Annotated in this window: 27 protein-coding genes and 1 pseudogene; 15 read left to right on the top strand and 13 right to left on the bottom strand. The window is 61.3% G+C overall.

The window, feature by feature from the left end:
* The first annotated feature begins 62 nt into the window (after window positions 1–62).
* Window positions 63–944: a DMT family transporter gene (locus tag C1M53_RS25885; RefSeq protein WP_129414834.1), complete on the top strand. Its 882-nt coding sequence runs from the start codon at window positions 63–65 to the stop codon at window positions 942–944.
* 90 nt (window positions 945–1,034) lie between these two features.
* On the opposite strand, the gene C1M53_RS25880 is transcribed toward C1M53_RS25885, so the two are convergent.
* The 3 genes from C1M53_RS25880 to dnaE all read right to left on the bottom strand — a co-directional run bounded on the left by C1M53_RS25880 (window position 1,035) and on the right by dnaE (window position 5,962).
* Window positions 1,035–1,541 carry a hypothetical protein gene (locus C1M53_RS25880; protein WP_129414833.1) on the bottom strand — a complete coding sequence of 169 codons (507 nt, stop codon included), beginning with the start codon at window positions 1,539–1,541 and terminating at the stop codon, window positions 1,035–1,037.
* Between the two features lie 73 nt (window positions 1,542–1,614).
* Window positions 1,615–2,421, bottom strand: a complete 807-nt coding sequence (locus tag C1M53_RS25875) for a potassium channel family protein (protein ID WP_129414832.1) — start codon at window positions 2,419–2,421, stop codon at window positions 1,615–1,617.
* Between the two features lie 61 nt (window positions 2,422–2,482).
* Entirely contained in the window at window positions 2,483–5,962 is a 3,480-nt protein-coding gene (gene dnaE, locus C1M53_RS25870; RefSeq protein ID WP_129414831.1) for a DNA polymerase III subunit alpha, read from the bottom strand.
* A gap of 264 nt (window positions 5,963–6,226) precedes the next feature.
* Between dnaE and C1M53_RS25865 the strand changes: the two genes are divergently transcribed.
* Complete coding sequence (locus C1M53_RS25865; RefSeq protein ID WP_129414830.1) at window positions 6,227–6,454, top strand: hypothetical protein; 228 nt, start codon at window positions 6,227–6,229, stop codon at window positions 6,452–6,454.
* A 4-nt stretch (window positions 6,455–6,458) separates the two neighbouring features.
* Window positions 6,459–6,911 carry a hypothetical protein gene (locus C1M53_RS25860; protein ID WP_245488286.1) on the top strand — a complete coding sequence of 151 codons (453 nt, stop codon included), beginning with the start codon at window positions 6,459–6,461 and terminating at the stop codon, window positions 6,909–6,911.
* A 79-nt stretch (window positions 6,912–6,990) separates the two neighbouring features.
* Here the strand turns inward: C1M53_RS25860 and C1M53_RS25855 are convergent, their stop codons facing one another.
* Both C1M53_RS25855 and C1M53_RS25850 read right to left on the bottom strand, forming a co-directional pair.
* A complete protein-coding gene (locus C1M53_RS25855) occupies window positions 6,991–9,003 on the bottom strand; it encodes an acetyl/propionyl/methylcrotonyl-CoA carboxylase subunit alpha (protein ID WP_129414829.1) in 2,013 nt (670 codons plus the stop codon).
* A 105-nt stretch (window positions 9,004–9,108) separates the two neighbouring features.
* A complete protein-coding gene (locus C1M53_RS25850) occupies window positions 9,109–9,453 on the bottom strand; it encodes a cupin domain-containing protein (protein WP_129414828.1) in 345 nt (114 codons plus the stop codon).
* 96 nt (window positions 9,454–9,549) lie between these two features.
* Here C1M53_RS25850 and C1M53_RS25845 point away from each other — a divergent pair, with 96 nt between their 5' ends.
* The 5 genes from C1M53_RS25845 (at window position 9,550) to C1M53_RS25825 (ending at window position 12,972) form a co-directional block, all read left to right on the top strand.
* The gene (locus C1M53_RS25845; RefSeq protein WP_129414827.1) at window positions 9,550–10,023 is read left to right on the top strand and encodes a GNAT family N-acetyltransferase; all 474 of its coding nucleotides are present in this window, start codon (window positions 9,550–9,552) and stop codon (window positions 10,021–10,023) included.
* A 14-nt stretch (window positions 10,024–10,037) separates the two neighbouring features.
* A complete protein-coding gene (locus C1M53_RS25840; RefSeq protein WP_129416374.1) occupies window positions 10,038–10,502 on the top strand; it encodes a YaiI/YqxD family protein in 465 nt (154 codons plus the stop codon).
* 17 nt (window positions 10,503–10,519) lie between these two features.
* Window positions 10,520–11,194: a DUF1345 domain-containing protein gene (locus C1M53_RS25835; RefSeq protein ID WP_129414826.1), complete on the top strand. Its 675-nt coding sequence runs from the start codon at window positions 10,520–10,522 to the stop codon at window positions 11,192–11,194.
* A 103-nt stretch (window positions 11,195–11,297) separates the two neighbouring features.
* Entirely contained in the window at window positions 11,298–12,179 is an 882-nt protein-coding gene (locus C1M53_RS25830; protein WP_129416373.1) for a cytochrome b/b6 domain-containing protein, read from the top strand.
* 1 nt (window position 12,180) lies between these two features.
* Window positions 12,181–12,972, top strand: a complete 792-nt coding sequence (locus C1M53_RS25825; protein ID WP_129414825.1) for a molybdopterin-binding protein — start codon at window positions 12,181–12,183, stop codon at window positions 12,970–12,972.
* Between the two features lie 192 nt (window positions 12,973–13,164).
* On the opposite strand, the gene C1M53_RS25820 is transcribed toward C1M53_RS25825, so the two are convergent.
* The 6 genes from C1M53_RS25820 to C1M53_RS25795 all read right to left on the bottom strand — a co-directional run bounded on the left by C1M53_RS25820 (window position 13,165) and on the right by C1M53_RS25795 (window position 17,707).
* On the bottom strand, window positions 13,165–13,635 hold the full coding sequence (locus C1M53_RS25820) for a DUF1203 domain-containing protein (protein WP_129414824.1): 471 nt from the start codon (window positions 13,633–13,635) through the stop codon (window positions 13,165–13,167).
* 104 nt (window positions 13,636–13,739) lie between these two features.
* Complete coding sequence (locus C1M53_RS25815; protein ID WP_129414823.1) at window positions 13,740–14,297, bottom strand: OmpA family protein; 558 nt, start codon at window positions 14,295–14,297, stop codon at window positions 13,740–13,742.
* A 179-nt stretch (window positions 14,298–14,476) separates the two neighbouring features.
* Window positions 14,477–15,037 (bottom strand): GNAT family N-acetyltransferase, encoded by a 561-nt coding sequence (locus tag C1M53_RS25810; protein ID WP_129414822.1) that lies wholly within the window; start codon window positions 15,035–15,037, stop codon window positions 14,477–14,479.
* A 4-nt stretch (window positions 15,038–15,041) separates the two neighbouring features.
* Window positions 15,042–15,896, bottom strand: a complete 855-nt coding sequence (sseA, locus tag C1M53_RS25805) for a 3-mercaptopyruvate sulfurtransferase (RefSeq protein WP_129414821.1) — start codon at window positions 15,894–15,896, stop codon at window positions 15,042–15,044.
* 33 nt (window positions 15,897–15,929) lie between these two features.
* Window positions 15,930–16,673: an alanyl-tRNA editing protein gene (locus C1M53_RS25800; protein ID WP_129414820.1), complete on the bottom strand. Its 744-nt coding sequence runs from the start codon at window positions 16,671–16,673 to the stop codon at window positions 15,930–15,932.
* A complete protein-coding gene (locus C1M53_RS25795; protein ID WP_129414819.1) occupies window positions 16,673–17,707 on the bottom strand; it encodes a cysteine synthase A in 1,035 nt (344 codons plus the stop codon). Before C1M53_RS25795 ends, C1M53_RS25800 begins: the two co-directional genes overlap by 1 nt.
* Window positions 17,708–17,921: 214 nt before the next feature.
* On the opposite strand from C1M53_RS25795, the gene C1M53_RS25790 reads away from it, so the two are divergent.
* Window positions 17,922–18,746 carry an SDR family NAD(P)-dependent oxidoreductase gene (locus C1M53_RS25790; protein WP_129414818.1) on the top strand — a complete coding sequence of 275 codons (825 nt, stop codon included), beginning with the start codon at window positions 17,922–17,924 and terminating at the stop codon, window positions 18,744–18,746.
* A gap of 181 nt (window positions 18,747–18,927) precedes the next feature.
* Window positions 18,928–19,962 carry an alpha/beta fold hydrolase gene (locus C1M53_RS25785; protein WP_129414817.1) on the top strand — a complete coding sequence of 345 codons (1,035 nt, stop codon included), beginning with the start codon at window positions 18,928–18,930 and terminating at the stop codon, window positions 19,960–19,962.
* A gap of 12 nt (window positions 19,963–19,974) precedes the next feature.
* Here C1M53_RS25785 and C1M53_RS25780 read toward each other — a convergent pair whose 3' ends face one another.
* A complete protein-coding gene (locus C1M53_RS25780; RefSeq protein ID WP_101936860.1) occupies window positions 19,975–20,316 on the bottom strand; it encodes a RidA family protein in 342 nt (113 codons plus the stop codon).
* 222 nt (window positions 20,317–20,538) lie between these two features.
* Between C1M53_RS25780 and aztA the strand changes: the two genes are divergently transcribed.
* The 4 genes from aztA to aztD all read left to right on the top strand — a co-directional run bounded on the left by aztA (window position 20,539) and on the right by aztD (window position 24,612).
* Entirely contained in the window at window positions 20,539–21,360 is an 822-nt protein-coding gene (aztA, locus tag C1M53_RS25775; protein ID WP_129414816.1) for a zinc ABC transporter ATP-binding protein AztA, read from the top strand.
* Entirely contained in the window at window positions 21,357–22,232 is an 876-nt protein-coding gene (gene aztB, locus C1M53_RS25770) for a zinc ABC transporter permease AztB (RefSeq protein ID WP_281040907.1), read from the top strand. Before aztA ends, aztB begins: the two co-directional genes overlap by 4 nt.
* 19 nt (window positions 22,233–22,251) lie before the next feature.
* Window positions 22,252–23,193, top strand: coding sequence for a zinc ABC transporter substrate-binding protein AztC (aztC, locus tag C1M53_RS25765; protein WP_129414815.1), 942 nt, complete (start codon window positions 22,252–22,254; stop codon window positions 23,191–23,193).
* A gap of 210 nt (window positions 23,194–23,403) precedes the next feature.
* Window positions 23,404–24,612, top strand: coding sequence for a zinc metallochaperone AztD (gene aztD / locus C1M53_RS25760; protein WP_129414814.1), 1,209 nt, complete (start codon window positions 23,404–23,406; stop codon window positions 24,610–24,612).
* 13 nt (window positions 24,613–24,625) lie between these two features.
* On the opposite strand, the pseudogene C1M53_RS25755 reads toward aztD, so the two are convergent.
* Window positions 24,626–25,521: pseudogene (locus C1M53_RS25755) on the bottom strand (LysR family transcriptional regulator).
* 111 nt (window positions 25,522–25,632) lie between these two features.
* Here C1M53_RS25755 and C1M53_RS25750 point away from each other — a divergent pair.
* The gene (locus tag C1M53_RS25750) at window positions 25,633–26,634 is read left to right on the top strand and encodes an aldo/keto reductase (protein ID WP_129414813.1); all 1,002 of its coding nucleotides are present in this window, start codon (window positions 25,633–25,635) and stop codon (window positions 26,632–26,634) included.
* The last annotated feature ends 108 nt before the right edge of the window (window positions 26,635–26,742 follow it).

Below are 26,742 nucleotides of genomic sequence, written 5' to 3'. Positions count from 1 at the left end.
GGCTCATGCGAAAGGCACGGCTAGCGATTGTGGCACGGCTATCGTTCTGCCAGACAATTGACATGGCACCCGTTCCCTCGATCTCCAAAGCCGCATTCTGGATGGCGCTGTCGATCGCGTCCTTCCTGCTGATGTCGGTTGCAGGGCGCATGACAACCAGCGTGCTCAGTGTCTTCCAGGTGCTGGAACTGCGCTCGGTCATCGGCTGGTTCATCCTGCTGCCGCTGGTGCTGACACGAGGCGGCTTTTCGGCAATGGCCTCGCGGCGACTGCCGCTGCATGTTGCGCGCAACATCGTCCACTATGTCGGCCAGGGTGCCTGGCTCTACGCCTTGACGTTGATCCCTCTGGGCGTTCTGGTCTCCATCGAATTCACGACGCCAATCTGGACCGCGTTGCTGGCGGTGCTTTTCCTTGGCGAAAGACTGAACAGGTTTCGCATTATCTCGATCGTGCTCGGCCTGATCGGCGTCATCGTCATCGTGCGACCAAGTGCCGGCTCGATCGAACCGGGCCATCTGATCGTCCTGGGCGCAGCCGTGTGCTTCGGCGCTTCGGTGGTGATGGTCAAGGCGCTCACCCGCACCGACAGCGTGGTGCGCATCATCTTCTGGATGCTGGTGGTGCAATCGGCGCTGGGGCTGATCCCTGCTTTCATCGAATGGCGCAACCCGCCGCTCGAACTCTGGCCGTGGCTGCTTGTCATCGGCTTTACCGGCATGTCCTCGCATTTCTGCATGGCGCGCGCGCTCACCTACGCGGACGCCACCTTGATCTCCCCGATGGATTTCCTGCGCGTGCCGTTGTCGGCGCTGATCGGATGGCTGCTCTACAAGGAGCAGATCGACGTCTTTACCGGTGGCGGCGCAGCACTCATCCTGATGGGCAACTTGCTCAACCTGCCGCGTCGTTCTGCAAAGATGGCGGCGGCGACGGCGGACTGACTGGGAGGAATTCCAGTGTTTAGCGGCTTTCCACCCGGAATTGCGTCAAAAACCAAAGCGTTTCCGCGTTTCGCTGAAAACGCGCCAACGTCAATTTCGCTTCAGATCGACCTGGGCGGTGATCACCGACCTGCCGGTCGTCGCATCCCTGTCTATGGTGACGATGCGCATGGCATTCTGACCGAGTTTTTCGACACGCATCTCGGCATCACGGTCGCCATTCACCGGCTTGGCCCAGCGGATCCCGAGATTGAGCACATCTCCTCGCCGCCGGCCGGATAACGCAGCAGGTCCGGTCCTCGAGCCGATGTAAGTACCTCCATAGCGCTGTCCCTCGGCTTTCAGGCGCACGCCGATGCTGCGTGAGATGAGCACCATTCCCTGGCAGTTGCCATCGAGTGCAAGCGTGACGCTGCTCGCCTTGGCGGCGAAAGAACAGGAAACACTCACTGCCGGCGCCTTCGTGTTGACGCGGAAACTGCCATTGCCACTCCATTTGCCGGCCATCGAGGCAAAGAAGCCCGGTTCGGCGGCATGGATCGGTTGCCCGAGCAGCAGAGTCACCAGCGCGGCGGTCATGCAAAGGCGGATCGGCATTCGTTCTTCCCCTCGAATCACGCGAATCCTTGCGTCGCTTTTCGACGCCGTCTGTTTCAGTTTTGTGTCGGCGCTATCTGTCGCCCTCATCCGGTATGTTGAGGATATGACCGCATGCCTTGCAATGCACGGCATCAGGTTCGTGGCGCTGCAATCCGCATTGCGGGCATGGAAACAGCACCTTGGCCGGGCGGAATACGGCCTGGGCAAGCCGCACAAACAGCGAGATGCCGGTGATCATGGTGACGATAGCCGTGAGCTTGCCGGCAACGCCCGGCAGCACGATGTCGCCGAAGCCGGTCGTCGTCACCGTCGCGACGGTGAAGTAGAGCGCGTCGACATAGCCGACGAGGCCGGAACCCTGCCGGAAGAAGAAGGTGTAGACGAAGCCTGTGATCACGAACAGGAAGGTCAGCAGGTTGATGACCGCCTGCGTGGTTTCACGCCATGCCAGGAACCGGCCCGAACCGAAATGACGCCACAACACGCCACTGCGTGACAGCGACCAAAGCCGCAGGATGCGCAGGAAGCTGAGATTGGCGAGTGCCGTTGGAAACAACAAGGTGAGCAGGACAAAGACGTCGACCCAGCTCGTCGGCTGCCGCATGAGGCGCAGCATATCCGTCGAAGCAAGCAGCCGCGCCAGCAGATCGGCAGCGACGATGACAGCCACGGTATAATCCAGCCACAGGAAGGACGCGGTGTCCTGCAGCAGCGGCGTGGCGATAAAGAAGGCGATGACGACAAGGTCGATCAGCACCACCATTGCCTGGAAGCGAACGGCTTCCGGCGAGCGGCCATGATAGAGCCGGCGCAGGCGGTCACGCAGTCTCGCCAGGGAAGAGCCGTTGGTGGTTTCGGGCTTCGCGTCTGCTGCCATTGCTATCGGGTAGCGTCAGCGACGCCGCCCGTCCAGCATTTTCCAGACCGGCCCCAGACACCTAGACCAGTTCGACCTCGATGACGCCGGGCACGGCTCGCATGGCCGAGGCGACCTGAGGCGAGATGCGGTAACGGGTGGGCAATTCGATTTCGATTTCGCCTTGTCCGCCATCCTTGATCAGTACGAAGGAGACTTGGCCCTCGCCTTTTACAGAAAGCTGGCCGGCCAGCGTGTTGAGCGGGCTGGCATCGCGCAGGAAGATGCGCAGTGCCTTCTGGATGCGGCTCGCCTCGTCCTCCAGTGACTGCACCGTCTGAATGCGCAGATTCACGCCTTCAGGCCTGTCCTCCGCAGCCACGGTGATGACCACGGATTTGCCGGCCTCCAGCATGTCGCGATATTGCGCGAGCGTTTCCGAGAACATGACAGCCTCATATTGGCCGGTCATGTCGGAGAAATTGACGACTCCCATCTTGTTGCCGGTACGCGTCTTGCGCTCCTGCTTGGCGGTGACCGTTCCGGCAAGCCGGCCTGCGGAGGCGCCGCGTTTCACGGCAGCGGAGAACTCCGCCCAGTTCTGCACGCGCATCTTCTGCAGCGCGGCCTTGTATTCATCCAGCGGATGCGCCGACAAGTAGAAGCCGACCACCTGGAATTCGCGGTGCAGGCGGTCCGCGGCCAGCCACGGTTCGGTTACTGGCAGGTTGAGCGCCTGGGATTGCGCGCCCAGCGAAGCGCCAAAGATGTCGGCCTGCCCCGAAGTGGCGTTCTGCTGCGCAAGTGCTGCCAACCCCATCATGCGTTCGACGCCGGCGATCATCTGCGCGCGATCGTGGCCGAAACAGTCGAGCGCGCCGGCCATGATAAGACTTTCGAAGACGCGCTTGCCGACGATCTTGGGATCGATGCGCTCGCAGAAATCGGCGAGGTTCTTGAAGGGCCCATCCTTGCGCTTTTCAACGATGTGCTCGACTGCGGCGTCGCCGACACCCTTCAACGCGGCAAGAGAGTAGAAAATCTTGTTCTCGCCCACTTCGAAGTCGCGGAAGCTGGTCAGAACCGAAGGCGCCACCACCTCGATACCCAGCCGCATCGCATCCTGGCGGAAATCGGCGAGCTTGTCGGTGTTCGACATATCGAGCGTCATCGACGCTGCCAGGAATTCCACCGGATAGTGCGCCTTGAGATAGGCGGTCTGGTAGGAGACGATGGCGTAGGCAGCAGCGTGCGATTTGTTGAAGCCATAGTCGGCGAACTTTGCCAGCAGGTCGAAAATGAAATCGGCCTGCGGCTTGGCGACACCGCGCTCGACGGCACCGGCAACGAAGATATCGCGCTGCTTGTCCATTTCGGCGCGGATCTTCTTGCCCATGGCGCGGCGCAACAGGTCGGCCTGGCCGAGCGTGTAGCCGGCAAGCTCCTGGGCGATCTGCATCACCTGTTCCTGATAGACGATGACGCCCTGCGTCTCCTTTACCAGATGGTCGATCTTGGGATGGATCGACGCGATTTCCTCTTCGCCATGCTTGCGCGCATTGTAGGTCGGGATGTTCTCCATCGGGCCGGGGCGATAGAGCGCCACAAGCGCGATGATGTCCTCGATGCGGTCGGGACGCATGCCGATCAGCGCCTTGCGCATGCCGGCACTTTCAACCTGGAACACGCCGACGACCTCGCCGCGCGACAGCATGGCATAGGTCTGCTGGTCGTCGATCGGGATGGTGGCAAGGTCGATATCGATGCCGCGGCGGCGGATCAGCTTCACCGCCTTTTCCAGCACCGTCAGCGTCTTCAGGCCGAGGAAGTCGAACTTCACCAGTCCGGCGTCCTCGACCTTCTTCATGTTGAACTGCGTGACCGGCATGTCCGAGCGCGGATCGCGGTACATCGGCACCAGTTCCGACAACGGACGGTCACCGATGACGATGCCGGCGGCGTGCGTCGAAGCATGGCGATACAGCCCTTCGAGCTTCTGCGCCATCTCGAGCAGCGTGTTGACGATCGGCTCCTTTTCCGCCTCTTCGGCAAAGCGGGGCTCATTGGCGATGGCGTCCGCCAGCTTCACCGGGTTGGCCGGGTTCTGCGGCACCATCTTGCAGAGCCGGTCGACCTGGCCATAGGGCATCTGCAGCACGCGGCCGACGTCGCGCAGGACCGCGCGGGCCTGCAGTGTTCCGAAGGTGATGATCTGACCGACCTGGTCGCGGCCGTATTTGGCCTGCACATAGCGGATCACTTCTTCGCGGCGATCCTGGCAGAAGTCGATGTCGAAGTCCGGCATCGAGACACGGTCGGGATTGAGGAAGCGCTCGAACAGCAGCGAGAATTGCAGCGGATCGACGTCGGTGATGGTGAGCGCGTAGGCGACCAGCGAACCTGCGCCGGAACCGCGGCCCGGCCCGACGGGAATATCCTGCATCTTCGCCCATTTGATGAAGTCCGAAACGATCAGGAAATAGCCGGGGAACTTCATGCGCTGGATGATACCGATCTCGAACTCCAGCCGTTCGCGATACTGCTCCTCCGTAAAACCTCCGTGCAGGCCGCGCTCGGCGAAACGCCTGGCGAGACCATCGCGGGCCTGCAGAGCCAGTTCCTCGGCCTCGGCCATTTCAGCGGCTTCTGCATCGGCCACATCGGCGCCGGCGAAACGTGGCAGGATGGGCTTGCGGTTCTTCGGGTAGTAGGAGCAGCGCTGCGCGATCTCGATCGTGTTGTCGATCGCTTCCGGCAGGTCGGCGAACAGCCGCGCCATGTCGGCCTGGCTCTTCAGATAATTGTCTGGCGTCAGCCGCCGGCGCTCGTCCGCCGCGATCACCGAACCCTCGGCGATGGCGATCAACGCGTCATGCGCTTCGAAATCCTCGCGTGAGGAGAAAAACGCCTCGTTGGTCGCTACCAACGGCAACTCGTGACGGTAGGCCAGTTCCACGGTTGCGTGCTCGATGCCACGATCATAGCCGGCCATGCGTTCCAGCTCGACATAGAGCCGACTACCGAACAGCGCCTTGAGGGTCAGCAGACGTGCCTCGGCCAGATCCTTGCGGTCGTCGCGCAAGGCTGCACCGATCGGCCCACGTGGACCGCCGGTCAGACAGATGACGCCCTCGGCGACTTCCGCCACCATATCGGTGGTGACGTGCACCGGCTCGCCGGATGGTGTCTCCAGATAGGCCCGGCTGATCAGTCGGACCAGGTTGGCGTAGCCGATTTCATTTGCAGCAATGAACACGACGGGGCGCAGGTCAGGCCCCTGCTTGCGGCGGTCGCGTTGTCCGTCGTTGCTCTCGCCGCAAAATGCCAGGTCGACCTGGCTGCCCATGATCGGCTGAATACCGTCCTTGACCGCCTTCTGGGCGAATTCCAGCGCGCCGAACAGGTTGTTGGTATCGGTGACCGCGATGGCCGGAGCCTGATCCTTGATGGCGTGCCCAACGATCGGTCCAAGCTGCAGCGCGCCTTCCAGCAATGAATAGGCCGAATGAACCCGCAGATGAATGAATGGACGCGCGGGGACTTCTTCCCTCTTGGGAGCCATTGCCTCACGTTTGAGGGGATCGCGTATTCTGACGTCGTTTGTCACTGCTCAACCCGATCTGGCCGACGAATCTCTGGCTGCTTCCCGCTAATCTAGTCAGCCCATCGGGGCCTTGCCACATCCTTCCTCCGGATCAGCATCTCCACCACAGAAAAGACCGTTGGGCACTCTCCATGCCAGCCCTGTGTGAAGTGCTTCACAGCATTCCCGCGGCGATGCCGGCACGATCTCACAGTGAGAATACCTCACTGAGGAGAGATCACCATGAGCAACCGTTTTGTTGTCGACCTGTCGGGCGTCAAGCTTGCCAAAGGCATGGATGAGAAGATCGCCCGCAATATCCAGCATGCAGTCCTGGCGGGTCTTGCAGAGACACAGACGCAGCCTGAACTGGTGTTGCGTTTTCCCAAGGAATGGCTGGGCCTGATCCTGCATCTCGACCAGCGCCAGATCCCGGCGCTGGAGCGGGAAATCGGCGGACTGATGCGCTGAAGTCATGCCGACGTCGGCTCAAATTTCCATCGAGCGTGTGGCTCGCACCGTGAGCTCCGGCGCTACGCAAAAATCCTGCCCCAGCGCACCTGCCGAAGCTGGCGCGCTGCTTATCGGTGTCGTCGGGTCGGACGGCATTGTTCAGCCGATCCCCACCCGATTGGAAATCGATGCGGACTTCATAGCCCAAGCCAGCAAGACCGGTGCACCGGAAGCCCGGTTCCGTTTTGCCGGACGATGCGTGGAAGGAAAATGCCGCCAATGGACAGGTAATTCCTGCGGCGTCATCGAGAAAGTCCTGGCTGGCATGACCGACCAGGCCATCGATCCGGCAGCTGGTCTGCCGCGCTGCGCCATTCGCGGCAGCTGCCGCTGGTATGCGCAGCGTGGCGGTGATGCCTGCCGGGCCTGTGTTTACGTCGTGACTGACCAGAGAGCGGACCACCTGGCTGTCTGACGTGACCCAGCGGACTTCCCAAGCGTCCGCTGGGTCGATCCATTGTGGAGCGTTCCGATCTTCCGGAAACGCGGAAGCTTCACGCAAATTCCATGATGACCGCATCGACGGCCAGGCTGTCGCCCGGCTTAGCATTCAATTTGGCAATCGTCAGGTCGCGTTCCGCGCGCAACACGTTCTCCATCTTCATGGCCTCGACCACCGCCAGGGTTTCGCCGGCCTTCACGTCTTGCCCTTCAGCGACGGAAATGGAAACCACGAGCCCAGGCATCGGGCACAGCAGCAGCTTCGACGTATCGGGCGGCAGCTTCATCGGCATCAGCCGCTCCAGTGCCGCGGTCTGTGGCAACATTGCCTGTGCTGCCACCGACATGCCTTTCCAGGCGATGCGGGTGCCGTTCGGCAATGGCCGCAGCTGTGCGGCGATCCTTTGTTTGCCGACCGTGCCGCGCCATACCGGTTCACCCGGCCGCCAGTCTGATGTCACGGTAAGCGCCTTGCCGCCTTCTACCGAAAGATCGAGCTCCATCGGGATGGAGATCATACCTTCGAGCACCGTAGCCGACAGATAGTCCTGCCCAAGTTTCACCACCCAGTCACGCTTGAGCGCACCGGAATGCGGCGCCAGCCGGCCGCCGAGGCGGTCGAGACGGTCACGGCGCAGCAGTTCGACCGCAGTCGCGATCGCGACCAGCACCGCCTTGTCTTCGGCATTCGGCGCAATCGGCGCGAAGCCGTCCGGATACTCCTCCGCAATGAAACCGGTGGAAAGCCGCCCTTCCCGCCAGCGCGGGTGCTGCATCAATGCCGAGAGAAACGGAAGATTGTGCTCGATGCCGTCGACCACGAACTCATCCAGTGCTGCAGACATGGCATCGATTGCCTCGATGCGTGTCGGAGCCCAGGTGCAGAGCTTGGCGATCATCGGATCGTAGAACATGGAGATTTCGGAGCCTTCCGTGACCCCGGTGTCGTTGCGCACGACAACGTCGCCGAAACTGCCTTCCTCCGGAGGCTGGTAACGCGTCAGTCGGCCGATCGAAGGCAGGAAGTTGCGGTAGGGATCCTCGGCATAGAGCCGGCTTTCAACCGCCCACCCGTTCAGCTTCACATCGCTCTGGCCAAAGGCCAGTTTTTCTCCGGCCGCCACGCGGATCATCTGCTCGACCAGATCAACGCCGGTGATCAGCTCGGTCACCGGATGCTCAACCTGCAATCGTGTATTCATTTCAAGGAAATAGAAGTTTTTATCCTTGTCGACGATGAACTCGACGGTGCCTGCGCTCTGATAGTCGACCGCCTTGGCCAGCGCTACTGCCTGCTCGCCCATGGCCTTTCTGGTTTTCTCATCGAGGAAAGGTGACGGCGCTTCCTCGACGACCTTCTGATTGCGGCGCTGGATCGAGCATTCGCGCTCGCCAAGATAGACGGCATTGCCATGTCCGTCGGCAAGAACCTGAATCTCGATATGGCGTGGATCGACGACAAATTTCTCGATGAAAACGCGATCGTCACCGAAAGAGCTCCTGGCTTCCGAGCGTGCACGGTCATAGCCGTCACGGACTTCTTCCTGGGTCCAGGCAATGCGCATGCCCTTGCCGCCGCCGCCGGCGGAGGCCTTGATCATCACGGGATAGCCGATCTCGCCGGCGATGCGCTCAGCGTGATCGGCGTTTTCGATGACGCCCAGGAATCCGGGCACCGTCGAGACCTTGGCAGCATTGGCGAATTTCTTCGATTCGATCTTGTCGCCCATGGCATTGATTGCCTTGGGCTTTGGGCCGATGAAGATGATGCCTTGTGCTTCCAGCGCTTCGCAGAAAGAGGCACGCTCGGACAGGAAGCCGTAACCGGGATGCACGGCTTCGGCGCCGGTTGCCTTGCACGCTTCGATGATCCGGTCCGCGATCAGATAGCTCTGCGCGGCCGGCGCCGGTCCGATATGCACCGCCTCGTCCGCCATCTCGACATGAACGGCGTCGCGGTCGGCATCCGAATAGACCGCCACGGTGCCGATACCCATCCTGCGCGCTGTCTTGATGACACGACAGGCGATCTCGCCGCGGTTGGCGATCAGAATCTTCTTGAACATGGATGCCGCATCCTCCGCTAAGTCCTTACCTTTTATGGAGTCCCGCTCGCCTGCTCAAGCCGCAGTCATTTGCTAAGCCGCTGTTCGAAAGTTGAAGAGCGAATGCTACTCCAGCCATTCGGTGGCGAAGGCGCCAGCGACATGCACATCGGTGCTTTCAAGCCGTCCCGGTCCGAGGTTGGAGAATTTGTGCGGGACATTGGCCGGAGCAACCAGGATCTGCCCGGCCTTTGCCTCGATCGTCTCGTCGCCAATGGTGAAAAGCGCGCGGCCCTCCCTGACGATGAACACTTCTGGATACGGATGCCTGTGCAATTTCGGCCCGCCGCCGACCTGGTCGGAGCTGTAGAAGATCACCGAGACCTCGGCACCAAAGGCTCCACCTTCAAACTCTCCATGCCAGACATCCGGTTTCTCGGCCCATTGCTCGCGCTCGATCACATGTGCCATGGTCGCTCCATTCTCGTTTGCCGACGCTGACCTTAGACAAAGATGCCCGGCGCCGGAACATCACCCCTTCTAGGGGGCACCTCACAGGAATCCGAAATGGCCGAAGCTGACTACAGCGTTGACGTGCGCATGCTCGATGAATTTTCGCCAAGAGAACTCTACACGATGCTCAAGATGCGAACCGACGTCTTCGTGGTCGAACAGAAATGCCCCTACCCTGAACTCGACGGCGCCGATCCCGACACCTTGCATCTGCGCCTGCTGTCCGGCGGTGCACTGCTGGCCAGCGCCCGCATCGGCAAACCGCTGGAGACGAGCGATCCGGCCATTATAGGCCGGGTCGTGGTCTCGCCGGACCATCGTGGCAAACATCTGGGCAATGCGGTGATGAAAGAAGCCATTGCGACGTGCGAGCAGCTCTTTTCCAGTCACCCGATCGCGCTGTCGGCCCAGAGCCATCTGCAGCACTTCTACGAAACATTCGGTTTTGTGGCAGTTTCGGAAGAGTATTTCGAGGATGATATCCCGCACATCGATATGGAACGCCGATTGACAGCAGCAGCCGGATGACATCAACCACGCCCATGACCGTTTCAATCTATGTCGACGCCGACGCCTGTCCGGTTAAGGAAGAGGTGATCAAGGTTGCCGAAAGGCACGGTGTCGTCGTCACGTTCGTGTCGAATGGCGGGCTACGCCCTTCCCGTGACCCTATGATCCGCAACGTGGTCGTCAGCAGAGGCGCAGATGCCGCGGACGACTGGATCGTCGAAAACGCGGCTGCGAACGACATCGTCATTACAGCCGATATCCCGCTTGCTGCCCGCGCCGTTGCGCTGAGCGCCCATGTGCTCGGGCCTACCGGGCGTCCCTTCACGCCGGAAACGATCGGCATGGCGGTTGCCATGCGCGATTTGAAGCAACATCTGCGTGAGACCGGTGAAAGCAAGGGCTACAATGCGGGCTTTACCCCGCAGGATCGCTCGCGATTCCTGGGGGAGCTTGACCGGATCCTGCGACGCGCGCTCAAATCAGTTGCACCAAGCTGAGGACGCCAGGTCCGGTCATGGAACGATTGATTGGCAAGTCGACAAACCGCCTGATGCCCTTTGCGGCAGCGGCCTGCCTGGGGCTGATCGCATTGGCGATCGCGCTGCAGTTTCAACTCGCCATTGCATATTCCATCGGCGCCGACGCGTTCTTCCTGGTTTATGTGGTCCTGATGCTGGCGCGCATGCCTTACCTCACGGCCGAGCACCTGCGCCGCAAGGCGCGCGCCGACGATCTTCCGATCTTCGTGATCTTCGCTGTCACCGTTGCGGTCATCGCCGTTGTCGTAGGCTCGCTCTTTCTGATCATCAACGACAACCACAAACACTCTTCGGCCGAATTGCTGACGTCGCTGATATCGCTGCCGCTCGGCTGGCTGACCATCCATACCATGGCGGCGTTCCACTATGCCCATGTCTATTGGCGAGACGACGACGAGGTGCGCGACACGAAGGGCAGACCGGTGCGCCAGCCGGTCGGCGGTCTCCAGTTTCCGGGTGAAAAACCGCCCGAGGGTTGGGATTTCTTCTACTTCGCCATCGTCATCGGCATGACCGCACAGACCGCAGATACAAATGTCACCACGACCCGCATGCGCAAATTGGTGATCCTGCATTCACTGATCACCTTCCTGTTCAACACGGTCATCGTGGCGGCGGCTGTCAACGTTGCCGTCACGCTCGGCAACTGACCGCGCACAAAATCGTGATGGGGTGAAACAAGACGGGGTCAGGACTCGTACTACCATGCGACAACCACTCGCGAGCCGTATCCTGCGGCAGAAGGGGCGCGGCATGGACGCTATCGCCAGCATCGACGAAACCGCTGACACGGAGACACGCCAGGCCGAAAAAGGGCCTCTGGTCTACAGGCAGAACCGCTGGACGCGGCTGACACACTGGACCTGGGCCTTTGCCTTGTTCTTCCTGCTGCTCAGCGGCCTTCAGATCTTCAACGCCCGGCCGCAGCTCTACATCGGCAAGGAATCCGGTTTCGGCTACAACAACACGATCCTGAAGATCGGCGCGGAGAATACGAACGCAGGTCCGCGCGGCGTTACCGAGGTCTTTGGCTACCGCTTCGACACCACCGGCGTTCTCGGCTGGTCGGGGCCACCCGGCAACGAAACCGCCCGCGCCTTCCCGTCCTGGGCAACCGTCCCCTCATATTACGATCTCGGCACAGCGCGCGTCATCCACTTCTTCTTTGCCTGGACGTTGAGTGCAACCTTGATCGTCTGGCTGCTTGCAGGGCTGTTCAACGGCCATATCCGGCGTGATCTTGCTCCGCGTCCGGCCGACATCCGCAATCTGCCGCGCGACATCGCCGACCACGTCCGGCTACGGTTCCACCATACCGGCCGCTACAACACGCTGCAGAAACTTGCCTATGGCGGCGTGCTGTTCGTTCTTCTGCCGTTGATGATCCTGACCGGGCTTGCCATGTCACCCAGCATGAATGCGGTCCTTCCGTTCCTGAACGAGGTCTTCGGCGGGCGGCAGACCGCACGCACCATCCACTTCACGGTCATGGTGCTGCTCGTCCTGTTCTTTGTCGTTCACATGCTGATGATCCTGGCCGCAGGGCCGATAAACGAGTTGAGATCGATCATCACCGGCTGGTACCGGACCGATCCACCGAATGACGGGACAAACGCTACTGGACGGAGCAAGTAAGATGGCCAGGTTCCAGATCAGCCGCCGCAAATTCCTGACCGCGGCCGGCCTTGGCGCGTCCGGCATCGTGCTCTCGGGCTGCGACGCCTTCGACGGTCAACTTGGTATGGGTGATGGCCTGCGTAATTTCCTGGAAGGAGCAAACGGCCTCACCTACCGGGCGCAACGCCTCTTGGCCGGGCGGGATCGCCTCGCTCCGGAATTCACCGAAGCCGATATCCGCCAGCCGATGCGGCCGAATGGCATTACCGCCCCCGACGACGATGGCTATAAGGGGCTGCTTGCAAACAACTTTGCAGACTGGCGCCTCGAGGTCACCGGACTTGTCGAGAAGCCACTGTCGTTGACGCGCGAGCAACTGATTGCGATGCCGAGCCGAACCCAGATTACCCGGCATGACTGTGTCGAGGGCTGGAGCTGCATTGCAAAATGGACAGGAACTCCGCTCTCGTTGGTGCTGGATCAGGCGGTGGTGAAACCGCAGGCACGTTATGTGATGTTCCATTGCCTCGATACGATCGACCGCAACCTTTCCGGCGACATCAAATATTATGGTTCGATCGACCTGATCGACGCGCGTCATCCGCAGACCATTCTGGCCTACGGGCTTAACGGCAAGCCACTGCCCGTGGAGAACGGCGCGCCGCTGCGCGTACGCGTCGAACGGCAGCTCGGCTACAAGATGCCGAAGTACATCCAGCGCATCGAACTGGTTGATTCCTTCGGCAACTTCGGCGGCGGCCGCGGTGGCTACTGGGAAGACAATGGCTACGACTGGTACGGCGGCATCTGATCAGCCGACACCATCGTGGAAAACAAAAAAGCGGGGTAGAACCCCGCTTCCTCGTCCGTCGAAAATCACCGCCGGTCCATCCGCGGTCGGTGAAATCGTTCGACACCCGTCTTATAGGCACTCATTACAACAGCCACGTGACAGGCTGGCGCGATCTTCGACCGATTTTGGTTAAGTATCCGTTACCTCGACTCAACCGCGCTCGATCCGGCATTGGTAGCAATTGTTGCGCGCCGACCGCATGTGCAGGTAGGCGACCTCCTCGCGCTCCAGCAGCGTTCTCGCACGCTCTGCAATGTCCGGTGTCGGCACCACTGCGCCGGTTCCATAGACGATACGGTCGTCGGCGCTGTATCCACGCACGATGTAGTCCTTGGTATCCAGGAACAGCTCCGGAATAGCCTCTGCTTCCTCGGCACGCTCACATGCCTCGGCGTGCAGGAAGATCGGTCCGGTCTCGGCATAGGGCTGCAGCTCCGGGAAGGGCCGGTAGGCGAGGATCAGGTAGGCGTCGCCGGCTGCTACATTCCTGAGGCAGTGCCGACATGGCACACCGTCACCGTCGGAGATCCTGCGTTCTGGCGCGTGGCCATAGGCGTCAGCTCCGCCTTCTTGCAGCGCGCGCACGGATTCAGTCGGCAAAGCCTTGAACAGGACGGACATAGGTTAGGTTCTCCAGTTTCTTGAACCGTAACCTATGACCATGGGCACATGTCCTCCCACCCGAATCCTGCCTTCTGCAGGCTTCAGCAAGGGTCGCCTCGGCCCTAGCGGATGAAATCGTCGAAGCGGCGCAGAGTGACGCGGCGATTGCGCCAGTTCTCGTTCTCGGTCGGCACCAGCAGGAATTCCTCGCCATAGCCAACCGTCTCCAACGCATAGCCCGGCACGCCGAATTCGCGCACCAGCGTGCGCTTCAGCGAGGAAGCCCGCTGTTCCGACAACGCCTGGTTGGAGGCAAACGAACCGACGGCATCGGTGTGACCTTCGATGAGCACGCGCGCATCAGGATCACGGCGCAGGGTGCGGCGCAGGCCGTCGGCGATGATCTCGACCTTGCGATATTGCGACGGATCGATCGAAGCCGAGCCGAAGGCGAAGTTGATGGACTGGATATCGATCGACGGTGCCATCCGGCGCAGATCGGGCCGGCGTTTGAATTCGCGAATGGTGACGCGCTCGTCGGGACGCAGCTTCATGCGAGGTGCCGCCTCCAGCTTGCGTTCGATCTGCGCCGCAGATGGTGTCTGCGCCTGCGCAAAGGCAAAGCCGGGGAGCGCTATCGAAGCAATCAGCGCGGCGGCGACGGTACGACGGGAAATCATGCTTGGCTCCTGAAATTGGCCGGATCGATGTTGCCCGCACCATGCCAGAGCCAAGCTGAAGCCCGAATGAACGCGCCGTTCAGCAGTTTCCTGAGCAATTCCAGAAAAGTGTGAGCGGTTTCCGTCCAGAACTGCGTACAAACAAAAAGCTGGAGCGTTTCCTTAACAACGGAAACGTTCTAGCGCATGACGCTGGCCGACCGCTCGACAAAAGACATCGGTCGCACGATCTCCTTCTTTTGCGCTACCGGTTTGAAGCCGAGCTTTTGGTAGAGCGGCAACGCCGCCGGATGGTCCAGCGTGCAGGTCTGCACGGTAATCCGCTTCGGAGCATGCGACCAGCAAGCCTCGACGGCAGCGCCCAGGAACCAGCGGCCAATCCCCTGCCCCGTCGCATGCTCCATCATGCCGAAATAGGCCAGCTCAGCCTCTCCTGGCAGATGCGGCTTGACGTCGAAGAAGCCCGCCGGGGCGCCATCGAGATAGAGCACGCGGATGTCGCGGTCCTCCCGATGCAGGCCGGCAGCCAGTTCATCGTCGTTGAGCTTGAGCACATTGACCCATTGCCATTTACGCCCGACGCGATCCTGCAGATAACGGTAGAAATGCAACGGGATCAGCCGCGTCTTCAAAAGCGCGATCTGCCGGTTATAGGGCAGCGGCGGATAATAGGCCGGCGGCACCTCCATCTCGAGGAAGGTCACCGTGACGTCGATCTGCTCCTGGTCGTCGGCGCTCATTCGATCAGCGGCCCTTGCCTGTTTCCACCGGCGTGTCCGGCAGGCCACCCCATTCGGTCCAGGAACCGTCGTAGAGCCGGTTGTCGGTATGGCCGAGCGTTTCCAGCGCCAGCGTGATGACGGCAGCCGTCACGCCGGAGCCGCACGAGGTCACCACCGGCTTCGACAGATCGATTCCGGCCTGCTCGACAATCTCGCGCAGTTTCGACTTCGGCAGCAGCACGCCGTTTTCAGACAGCGCGCCATAGGGCAGATTATGCGCGCCGGGCATATGGCCGGGACGGACTCCCGCGCGTGGCTCCGGCTCGGCACCGGCAAAGCGCCCCGGCGAACGGGCATCCGCGATCTGGTATTCGCCACTAGCGACAACGCGGCGCATATCCTCGAGCGAAGCCACCCGGGAGGCATCGAAATCGGCATGGAAGATACCAGGCGCGATCCTGGTCGGCTCGGCGGTCACCGGGCGTCCGTCAGCCTTCCAGCGATCAAAGCCACCATCCAGGATGTAGGTCTGGAACACACCCATGACACGGAACATCCACCACGCGCGCGGCGCCGAGAAAAAACCAGGCCCGTCATAGACGACAATCGTGTCGTCGGCCGAAATGCCCATTGTTCCGACATATTGGGCAAAGTCGCGTGGTGAAGCCAAAGTGTGCGGCAGTGGCGAGTCTCGGTCGGAAACGGCATCCTGGTCCAGAAAGACCGCGCCAGGGATATGCGCTACCTCATACTCGCCACGAGCATCCCGCTTCTGCGCCGGCAGATACCAGGAAGCGTCGACGATCGACAGGCCGGGCTGACCCAGCCGCTGTTCAAGCCAGTCGGCGTCGACGGTAAAGGGGCTGTCTTCGGCCATGCTCTTTCTCCCAGATGTCAGTAACCCGACCGATCAGGCGGCCGGCAAAGGCCCGAAGCGAATGCGAAAACGCCGGTTCTCGCGGCCCTTCTTTTCGATCTTGCCTATATGAATCTCGCCGACTTCGCCTGTACGGGCAACATGGGTGCCACCGCAAGGCTGGCTGTCCACCGAAGCGTTCTCACCTATCAGCACCAGGCGGATACGACCTGTGCCGCTGGGTGGACGGACATTCTTGGACTTCACAAGGCCCGGATTGGCGGCCAGTTGTTCATCGGTGATCCATTCAATGGAAATGGGGTGATCAGCCCGCACCAGTTCCATCAGCTTTGCCGTCACCTCTTCCTTGGAATAGCCGGTGTCGGGAATATCGAGGTCGACACGGGAATCGTTTTCCGCAACGGCCGCCCCGGTGATGGGAAACGGGCACACGACACTGAGCAGGTGGCAGGCGGCATGCATGCGCATGAGCGCATAGCGGCGATCCCAGTCGATGACGGCTTTCAGCGTCTCACCAACAGCCGGAACCGGCTGATCTGGCGCCGGGACATGGATGATCTCGTCCTTGGTCTCGCCCGTCACCGTGGCCGCGATGACTATCCGGCTGCCATCCGCCCGCTCGAAACGACCCGTATCGCCCGGCTGGCCGCCTGATGTCGCATAAAAGACGGTGCGGTCGAGAATGATGCCGCCGCGATCGTTGATAGCCACCACGGTCGCGTCCAATTCCTTCAGATAGGAATCGTCGCGGAACACCGCCTCGGTCTTGAAGGCCATTACGCCACCTGTTCGAACGGCACGGGAATGGTGCTCACCGCCTCCATCCAGTCCGGCGTCGGCAGGTTCTTGCTGCGCAGGAATTCCGGATTGAACAGCTTCGACTGATAGCGCGTGCCGTAGTCGCACAGGATGGTCACGATGGTATGACCCGGTCCCAGCTCACGGGCCAGGCGGATGGCGCCGGCAATGTTGATGCCGGTCGAACCACCGACGCAGAGCCCTTCTTCCTGGATCAGATCGAAAACGATCGGCAATGCCTCTTCATCCGGTATCTGGAAGGAGAAGTCCGGAGTGAACCCCTCGAGATTGGCGGTGATGCGCCCCTGTCCGATGCCCTCCGTGATCGAACTGCCCTCTGCCTTCAATTCACCATTGGTGTAGAAGGAGAAAAGCGCTGCGCCCAAAGGATCTGCCAATGCGATCTTGACGTCGTTGCTCTTGCCTTTGAGGCCGGCGGCCACGCCGGCCAGCGTACCGCCGGAGCCAACGGCGGACACGAAGCCGTGGACCTCGCCGCCAGTCTGCGTCCAGATTTCCTGAGCGGTGGTGTGGATGTGACCGTCGCGGTTGGCAACGTTGTCGAACTGGTTGGCCCAGATCGCGCCATTCGGCTCGCTTTTCGCCATCTGTTCGGCAAGGCGGCCCGACAGTTTCACATAGTTGTTGGGGTTCTTGTACGCGACCGCCGGAACCTCGATCAGTTCGGCGCCGAGCAGCCGGATGGTATCCTTCTTCTCCTGGCTCTGCGTATCGGGAATGACGATGACGGTGCGATATCCCAGCGCCTTGGCGACCAGCGTAAGCCCGATACCGGTGTTGCCGGCCGTTCCCTCGACGATGACGCCGCCCGGTTTCAAAAGGCCCCGCCGTTCCGCGTCACGGATGATGAAGAGGCCGGCGCGATCCTTGACCGACTGGCCGGGGTTCATGAACTCGGCTTTGCCCAGAATCTCGCAGCCGGTCTCTTCCGAGGCGCGGTTGAGGCGGATCAGCGGCGTGTTGCCGATAGCGTCGATCACCGAACGGTGCATGAGGAATCCTTCTCGTGTCAGCGCAGAACCCTAGAAACGCTGGGCTGCCGTTTCAAGGCTCGAATTGGCCTGGACCAGTTGCATCCGCTGCTGCAACTTCGCCCGGCGATGGAAAACATCAGTCCAAACTAAAATAGTGGGCATCCAAGAACATGCTTTCCTTTCGACTTACGCACGGCTAGATGACCCATTGAAAGAGCTTTCGGGACACTGAATGACACTCTATCGGGCCAGCCCGAAAGACGGCGTTGCCTGGATCACCGGGGGCAGTTCCGGCATCGGCAGGGAACTCGCGAAGGAACTGGCAGCGAAAGGCTTCGTCGTGGCGGTCACCGCACGCGAGGAAGACCATATCGGCATGCTGATAGCCGAGACAGCTTCGCTGCCCGGCCGGATCGTTGCCTTTCCATGCGACGTCACTGACGAACAGGGCATGGCCAACGCTGTCGTTGCCATAGAGGCCGATCTCGGCCCTATCGCGTTGGCCGTCTTCAATGCCGGCAGCTACACACAGGTGGCCGGTGACAATCTGTCGGTGCGCAAGTTCCGCCGCACTTTCGATGTCAACGTGATGGGTATCGTGCACGGGCTCGTGCCGACGGTGAAATTCATGCGCAAGCGTGGCCGTGGCCATATCGTCATGGTTGGATCGATCAGTGCCTATTTCGGCTGGCCGACCACAGCCGCCTACGGCGCCACCAAGGCAGCCATCAATGTCATGGCGCAGTCGCTGAAATTCGATCTCGACAAGCTGAACATCCGTGTCCAGGTGATGAACCCCGGTTTCATCGATACGCCGATGACGCAGAAGAATGGTGTCCGTCTGCCGGCGGTCATCTCCTCGACCTGCGCGGCCGGCAGGATGATGCGCGGCATCGAAACGGGCGGTTTCGAGATCACCTTCCCGCGTCGTTTCACGCTGTGGCTCAAGGTACTCGGCATGTTGCCGCACCCGCTCCGTCACTGGTTCCTCAACCGGATGACGGGATGGGGCGACAGGCCGTTGAGCTTCGGCCGCAAGCCGCGCCAGCCCATCTAGGGCAATTCCAGCAAAAGTGTACGCGGTTTTGCGCGCGGAATTGCGTAAAACAGGAAGATAGAGCAGTTCCAGCGATTCGAAGAAAACCGGAAACGCTCCAGGGACTTCTCCGACATTCGGTTCAACCGTTGCCTGTAGCCAGTCACCACAATAGTTTGCGCCGATCAGTCTGGAGTTTGTCATGGGGCGCCGTATCGCGGTGATGTTCCTGGGTCTGGTCATCCTGATCGTCCTGGCGGCCTTGTTGGGGCCGCGCGTAGCGGTCGACACCAAAATCCGCTTCGATCCGTCGAGGATCGGTGACGATCCCCAGGCCTACCTCATTCGCGAGGAAGCCAAGCTGCCCGACATCCGGGACGGCCTGGAAAAGGAGATCATCTGGGCCAACCCGATGATCCATGCCAAGACGCCGCTGGCCGTCGTCTATATCCATGGTTTCTCCGCCTCCAAGGAAGAAACCCGTCCGCTGGCCGACAAGGTAGCGGAGGAACTCGATGCCAATCTGTTCTACACACGCCTGACGGGTCACGGTCAGGGTGGCCCGGCAATGGCCGAAGGCAACGTCAACGCCTGGATCAACGACTATGAGGAGGCGCTCGCCATCGGCCGGTCAATCGGCGACAAGGTGATCGTCATCGCCACTTCGACAGGCGCTTCGCTTGCAACCTGGGCTGCAAGCCAGCCGGATGCCTCAAGGGACGTCATGGGCATGGCGCTGATTTCGCCAAACTACGGTGTGCAGGCTTCCGGCGCCGAGATGCTGCTGTGGCCATGGGGCAAGCAACTCGCAGAACTGATCATCGGCAAGGAGCGCTCGTTTGTGCCGCGCAACGCCCTGCAGGAAAAATACTGGACCTGGCGTTATCCCAGCACGGCGCTGCTGCCGATGGCTGCGCTGACCAAGCTTGCCTACGACGCGCCGGTCGGAGACGCCAAGGTGCCCGCGCTTTTCATCTTCTCGAACGACGACAAGGTGGTCAGACCGGAGCGAACGCGTGAAATCGCTTCGCGCTGGGGCACGCTGCACGAAGAGGTGCCCATCGACAACAGCGGCGATCCCGACAATCACGTCATCGCCGGCAATGTCCTGTCGCCGGGAACCACCGATTTCATCGCCCAGCGGATTGTCGTCTGGGTTAAGGCACTGATGGACGACGTTCCGCCCGCCATGCATCCGGGCGGAGCGTCGGCACCGGCCGACGCTCCAAAACAATAATACGCCGACGCCTCAGATGGCGGCGGTGATGATGATCTCGACCAGATATTGCGGCCCGGCCAGCTTGGCCTCACCGGTGGCGCGGGCCGGAGTGTTGCCCTGCGGCACCCAGGCGTCCCATTCCTTGTTCATCTCGGCGAAGGTGCTCATGTCGGAGAGCCAGATGATCGCCTGCAGGATCTTGGTCTTGTCGGTGCCGGCCTTGGCCAGCAGCGCATCGACAGTTGCCAGGATGTCCTTGGTCTGCTCGCCGACGGTCTTGCCCTCGCCGACCTGACCGGCCAGATAGGCGGTGTTGCCGTGGATGACCACCTGGCTCATGCGGGGGCCGACATCGATGCGACGAACGCTCATGGATAAGTCCTTTCCTGATTGGAAGAGCTTCTTTAGAGAGCGCCTCGCCCGCCGACAAGATCACGCCCGCCGAATACGGTCGCAGGCGCAATCAGTCGTGGCCGCTGTCATAGCGCGACGGTATTTTCCTGGCTTTCACGAACGCCACAGCTTTTTTCTCGGCGCATGTTGACACATGTAATAACATAACATACGACCTCTCTCGTAAGAGTACGGACCACCATGAGCCAAGCTGCCCTCACGTTTCGCGACCTCACCCTGGGCTACGGCAGCCATCCGGCCGTTCATCACCTGAACGGAACAGTCCAGAAGGGCTCCTTGACCGCCGTCGTCGGCGCCAACGGCTCAGGCAAGTCGACCCTCATGAAGGGTATCGTCGGCGCGCTGAGTCCGATGGCCGGCACTGTCGTCAAGATGCCGGGCATCCGCATTGCCTACCTGCCGCAGCAATCGGAGCTCGACCGCAGCTTTCCAGCGCGCGTCGTCGACCTGGTCTCGCTGGGTCTTTGGCCACGCCGCGGCCTGCTCGGGCGACATACGGCAGAGGACCGTGCATCCGTAAGCAAGGCGTTGATGGCCGTTGGGCTCGAAGGATTTGAAGGCCGCGCGCTCGACACGCTTTCCGGCGGACAGCTGCAGCGCGCCCTGTTTGCCCGTGTTCTGGTGCAGGATGCCGATCTGATCCTGCTCGATGAACCCTTCAACGCCATCGATGCCAAGACCGTTGGTGACCTGATCGCTTTGATCAAGCGCTGGCACGGCGAAGATCGCACGGTGATGGTCGTTGCGCACGACCTCGAGCTGGTGCGCCAGAATTTCCCCGAGACGCTGCTGCTTGCGCGCCGCACGGTGGCCTGGGGCGCAACTTCGGCGACATTGAGCGCGGAAAACATGCTGCGCGCCCGCAGGTTCCACGAAGCTTGGGAAGACGATGCGCCCTGGTGCGAACCGGCTGGTCATGACCACGGCGCGGATGAGCATGATCACGCACACCATGATCACGACCATCACAGCCACGCCCCCAGGCGGAGGGTGGCGTCGTGAGCTGGCTCTACACCTTCTTCATCGCTCCCTTTGCCGATTTCGCTTTCATGCAGCGGGCATTGGCGGGCTCATTGATGCTGTCGCTCGGCGCATGCCCGGTCGGCGTCTTTCTGATGCTGCGGCGCATGAGCCTTTCCGGCGATGCCATGGCGCACGCCATCCTGCCCGGTGCTGCAGCAGGTTTCCTGTTTTACGGACTTGAAATCCTGCCCATGACGGTCGGCGGACTGATCGCCGGTGTCATTGTCGCGCTTGGGGCTGGTGCGGTTTCGCGCTTCTCCATCCAGCGCGAGGATGCGTCGATGGCGGCGTTCTACCTGATCTCGCTGGCGATCGGCGTCCTGATGGTTTCGATCCGCGGCTCCAGCATCGACCTGATGCATGTGCTGTTCGGCACGGTGCTGGCACTCAACAATGAGGCGCTCGTCCTGATCGGCGGCATTGCCGTGGTGACACTGGCCGCGCTTTTCCTGTTCTGGCGGGCGCTCGTCGCCGAATGCCTCGATCCACTGTTCCTGCGCTCGGTAAGCAGGCTTGGCAGTCCGGTGCACTTCATCTTCCTGGGGCTGGTCGTGCTCAACCTCGTCGGCGGCTTCCAGGCGCTCGGCACCCTGCTCTCAGTCGGCCTGATGATCCTTCCGGCGGCGGCCGCCCGCTTCTGGAGCCAGCGCGTCGGGCCGATGTGCGTGCTTGCCGTCGCAATAGGCTTTGCCGCCTGCGCCGCCGGGCTGCTCCTGTCCTATCATGCAGCACTGCCTTCAGGCCCGGCGATCATTCTCTCGGCTGGTGCTGCCTACATCGTTTCCATCCTGGCTGGACCGCGCGGAGTGCTGCGCTCGCGCCTCGTCCATCACCGCCACAGAACCGCCTGACCGTTCAAAGGAGTTGGCTATGCTGAAATCAATCCGTCGCGCCCTGATATTGAGCGTTATAACATTAACAACCGTGACTGCGGGGCATGCATTTGCCGAGCCGCTGAAAGTCGTGGCGAGCTTTTCGATCATCGGTGATTTCGCTAAGAATGTCGGTGGTGATCGTGTTGATGTGACAACGCTGGTTGGCCCCGACGGCGACGCCCATGTCTACGAGCCGAGCCCGGCAGATGCGGTCTCGATGGCGTCCGCCAAGCTGGTTCTCGTCAACGGCCTGCATTTCGAAGGCTTCCTGCAGCGCCTTGTCGAGGCAAGCGCCAGCAAGGCAGCGATCGTCGAATTGACCAAGGGCATCACGCCAATCGACTTCAAGCCGGAATTCGCCGAGGCCGAAGCAGCCGAGGGTGGGCATGAGGGGCACAATCATGGCTCGACCGACCCGCATGCATTCCAGTCTGTGGTGAACGCCAAGGTCTATGTGAAGAACATCGCCGACGCCTTCTGCAATGCCGACAGCGCCGGTTGCGATACCTACAAGGCGAACGCCACCGCTTATACCGACAAGCTCGATGCCCTGGACAAGGAAGTGCGCGAGGCGATTGCCGCCATTCCCCAGGAAAAGCGCGTCGTCATCACCTCGCATGACGCGTTCGGCTATTTCGAACACGAATACGGCCTGACCTTCCTGGCACCACAGGGACTTTCAACCGAATCCGAACCGTCGGCCGCCGATGTTGCCAAGTTGGTCGAACAGGTGAAACAGGACAAGGCTGCGGCGATCTTTGTCGAAAACATCACCAATCCACGCCTGATCGAGCAGATCTCGGTCGAGACGGGCATCAAGGTGGGCGGCACGCTCTATTCGGACGCTCTCTCGAAGGCGGACGGCCCCGCCCCCACCTACATCGACCTGATGCGCAACAACATCAAGCAGATCAAGGGCGCCATCCTCGGCAGCTGAAGCATGATCTCGAACCGAAGCGCAGGTTTTTCGGATCGGGATTTTGAAACAGACGAAGACAGAGCGGAGCGCGATATTCGCGACCGCATTCCGCTCTGAACAATTGCTTTCCGCCGATCTGTCAACCGGCTTCGACTTCCCGGCGGAAGGCGTCCCCTTCCGTTCATTTTCGGCTGAATATGTTATTAAATAACATTACAGGAGACTTCCATGAAACGCCTTTTGGCTGCAGCCTCGATCGTCGCACTTGCTGCGAGTATGGCCACGACCTCCTCCTTCGCCGAGGAAAAGACCGCATGGCGCCTGTTTGTCTCGGATCATGCAGAACCGGTCATCAACGTCGTCGATGCCCTCACCGGCAATAAGATCGACACTCTACCGCTGAAAGGACCGGCATCGCTGTATCGCAGCGCCAGCGGCCGCACAGTCTTTGCGGTTCTAGGCAAGGCCGACGCGGTTTCCGCCATATCCAGCGGCATCGTCTTCGAGGACCATGGCGACCATGGCGATATCGAAGTCACCGCACCCAAACTGACGGGAACCGAGATCACCGGCGCGAAGCCGTCGCATTTCGTCGAGCACGATGGCGAGTTCGCTCTCTTCTTCGACGGAGAGGGTGTCGCGCGCATAGTTGACGAGAAAACCGCCCTCGACGGCGGGGCAAGTACGCGCGAAGTGAAAACCGAGGCGCCACATCACGGCGTTGCTGCTGTCTATGGTGACTATGTGCTGTTGTCGGAACCCAACAAGGAAAAACCCGACGAACTGCCGGTCGGCATCCGTGTCGTAGACCGCGCCGGCAAGCAGGTCGGCGACATTCACGCGTGTCCGGATCTGCACGGCGAGGCCACGTCGGGCAAACTCCTGGCCTTCGCCTGCGCCACCGGTCTCCTGCTGGTTCGCGATGGTGACCAAGGTCCGTCTGTCGAGCATATCCCCTACCCGATCAACCTGCCCAATGGAAAAGCGACAACGCTGCTCGGCGGCAAGGGACTGCAGTACTTCCTCGGCAACTACGGCTCTGACCGTCTGCTGTTGATAGACCCATCAACCAAGGAACTGTTCCGATCGGTCGACCTGCCGACACGCCGTGTGCATTTTGCGGTGGATCCGATACGGCCGCGTTTCGCCTATGCCTTCACGGAGGACGGTCAACTTCATCAAGTCGACATCGTCGCGGGCAAGATCGCACGGTCCGTGAAGCTCACCGAGCCTTACTCGATGGACGGCCACTGGAGCGATCCACGCCCCCGCATCGCCGTTGCGGGCGATCGCATCGTCGTCACCGACCCGTTGAAGAGTCAACTTCATCTGGTCGATGCAACGAGTTTCGCGAAGACAGGCGACATCGCGCTTGCCGGGAAGCCTTTCAACATCGTCGCCGTCGGTGGCTCTGGCGAAACACACGCAACCGAATAGCCTCCTCCCAAGGCTAGCTGCTGCGTCGCTGCCGCCTGACGAAATCAACAAAGGCGCGCAGCGGCGCGGGCACATGCCTGCGGCCGGGATAGTAAAGAAACGGGCCGGGAAACATGGGTAGCCAGTCGTCCAGCACGCTGACGAGACGACCCGTCTCGATGTCCGCCCGCACATAGTCCTCGAATGTCGCCCAGAAGCCGACACCGTCGAGGCAGGCGCGCAGCTGCGATGTGATGTTGCTGGACAACAGCCTTGCCTCCGGCTCGATCTTTTCAAGCACGCCATCACGCTCGAATTCCCACGGCAGTTTCATTCCGCTCGGAAACTGCGTGCGAATACAGGGACGCCAAGCAGGTCGCGCGGCTGCAGGATCGGCGGACCCGCTGCGATCACGGAAGGCGTCGCCACGACGACATAGCGTTGTGGCGGGCTGAGCGGGACGGCGATCATGTCTTGCGCCAGACTTTCCCCCCAGCGCACGCCTGCATCGAACCCCGCTGACACGATGTCGATGAAGGCTGTTTCGGCAATGATCTCCGCCCGGATGCGGGGAAATGCATCGAGAAACGGCCCAAGAAGAGGCGCGAGGACAAGATCGATCGCCGGCTGCGGGGCATTGATCCGCAGCGTTCCGCCCGGGCTGTCGCTGTCCGATTGCAGATGATCGACAGCCGACGTGATGTCGGCGAGCGCCGGCGCCAGCCGTTCGAGTAGCCGCATGCCGGCTTCGGTCGGCGCGACACTGCGCGTGGTGCGATTCAGCAACCGCAGATCGAGTGCCGCCTCGAGATCACGCACCTGTTGGCTGAGCGTCGAGGCTGACACCCCGCGTTCCACCGCGGCTGCGCGGAAATTGCAGCGGCGGGCAACGGCGGCAAAAGCGGCGAGCAGGTTGAGGTCGATCGGCATTGTACGAAAATCCGCACAGTCCATTTTGAAAATGTCATCTTATCGCACAGTTCAGCATGCGCCATCTTTACGGGCAAGCCCGACCATCGGTTCAACGCAAAAGGAATGGCCATGCGCGAACATACTCTTGGAAAGAACGGACCCATCGTTTCCCGCCTGGGACTTGGCTGCATGGGCATGTCGGATCTCTATGGTCCGGCGGACCGAGCGGAAAGCCTGGCGACATTGCACGCCGCACTGGATGCCGGCATCACACTGCTCGACACCGGCGATTTCTACGGCATGGGTCACAACGAAATGCTGATCGCTGAGGCGCTCGCCACACGCAGCAACGGCAAGGTAGCGCTCAGCGTCAAATTCGGTGCGCAGCGCGGTCCTGACGGAAGTTGGCTTGGCTTCGATACCCGGCCGAATGCGGTCAAGACTGCGGCCGCCTACAGCCTGAAGCGACTGGGAGTCGAGGCAATCGACATCTATCGACCGGCACGGCTCGACCCGAATGTACCGATCGAGGAAACGATCGGCGCCATCGCCGACCTCGTCAAGGCAGGCTATGTCAGGCATATCGGCTTGTCGGAGGTAGGCTCCGAAACAATTCGCCGCGCTGCCGCCGTGCATCCGATTGCCGACCTGCAGATCGAGTACTCGCTGCTGTCGCGTGGCATCGAGGACGGCATTCTCGACGCGTGCCGCGAACTCGGCATCGGCATAACCGCCTACGGCGTGCTGTCGCGCGGGCTGATCAGCGGCCACTGGGACAGGTTCAGAGCCACGGTCGGAACCGACTTCCGCAGCCATAGCCCGCGTTTCCAGGGCGACAATCTCGATCGCAACCTCAGGCTGGTCGATGCGCTGCGCCAGGTTGCGGAAACGCGCGGTGCCAGCGTCGCGCAGATCGCGATCGCCTGGGTGCTGGCACAAGGGAACGACATCGTGCCTCTGGTCGGTGCCCGCCGCCGGGATCGTCTGGCGGAAGCGCTCGGTGCACTCGACCTTGCTCTTTCTGCCAGCGATATCGCCGCCATCGAGGCTGCGGCGCCCAAAGGTGCGGCAGCTGGACAGCGCTATGCCGAACATCAGATGGCGACGCTGGACAGCGAACGGGCAGCTTAGTTCGCCCTGGGCAGCGTCGGCCGGAGATCGGCGCTGCCCCAACAGGCGAAGGTTGCAGCCCGACGCGCGGGATGGCATGACAGGCGAAACATCCCATCCCGCCCCCGG

This window comes from Mesorhizobium sp. Pch-S, from assembly GCF_004136315.1.
Taxonomy (GTDB): Bacteria; Pseudomonadota; Alphaproteobacteria; order Rhizobiales; family Rhizobiaceae; genus Mesorhizobium.
This window is presented reverse-complemented; position numbering and strand designations above follow the sequence as displayed.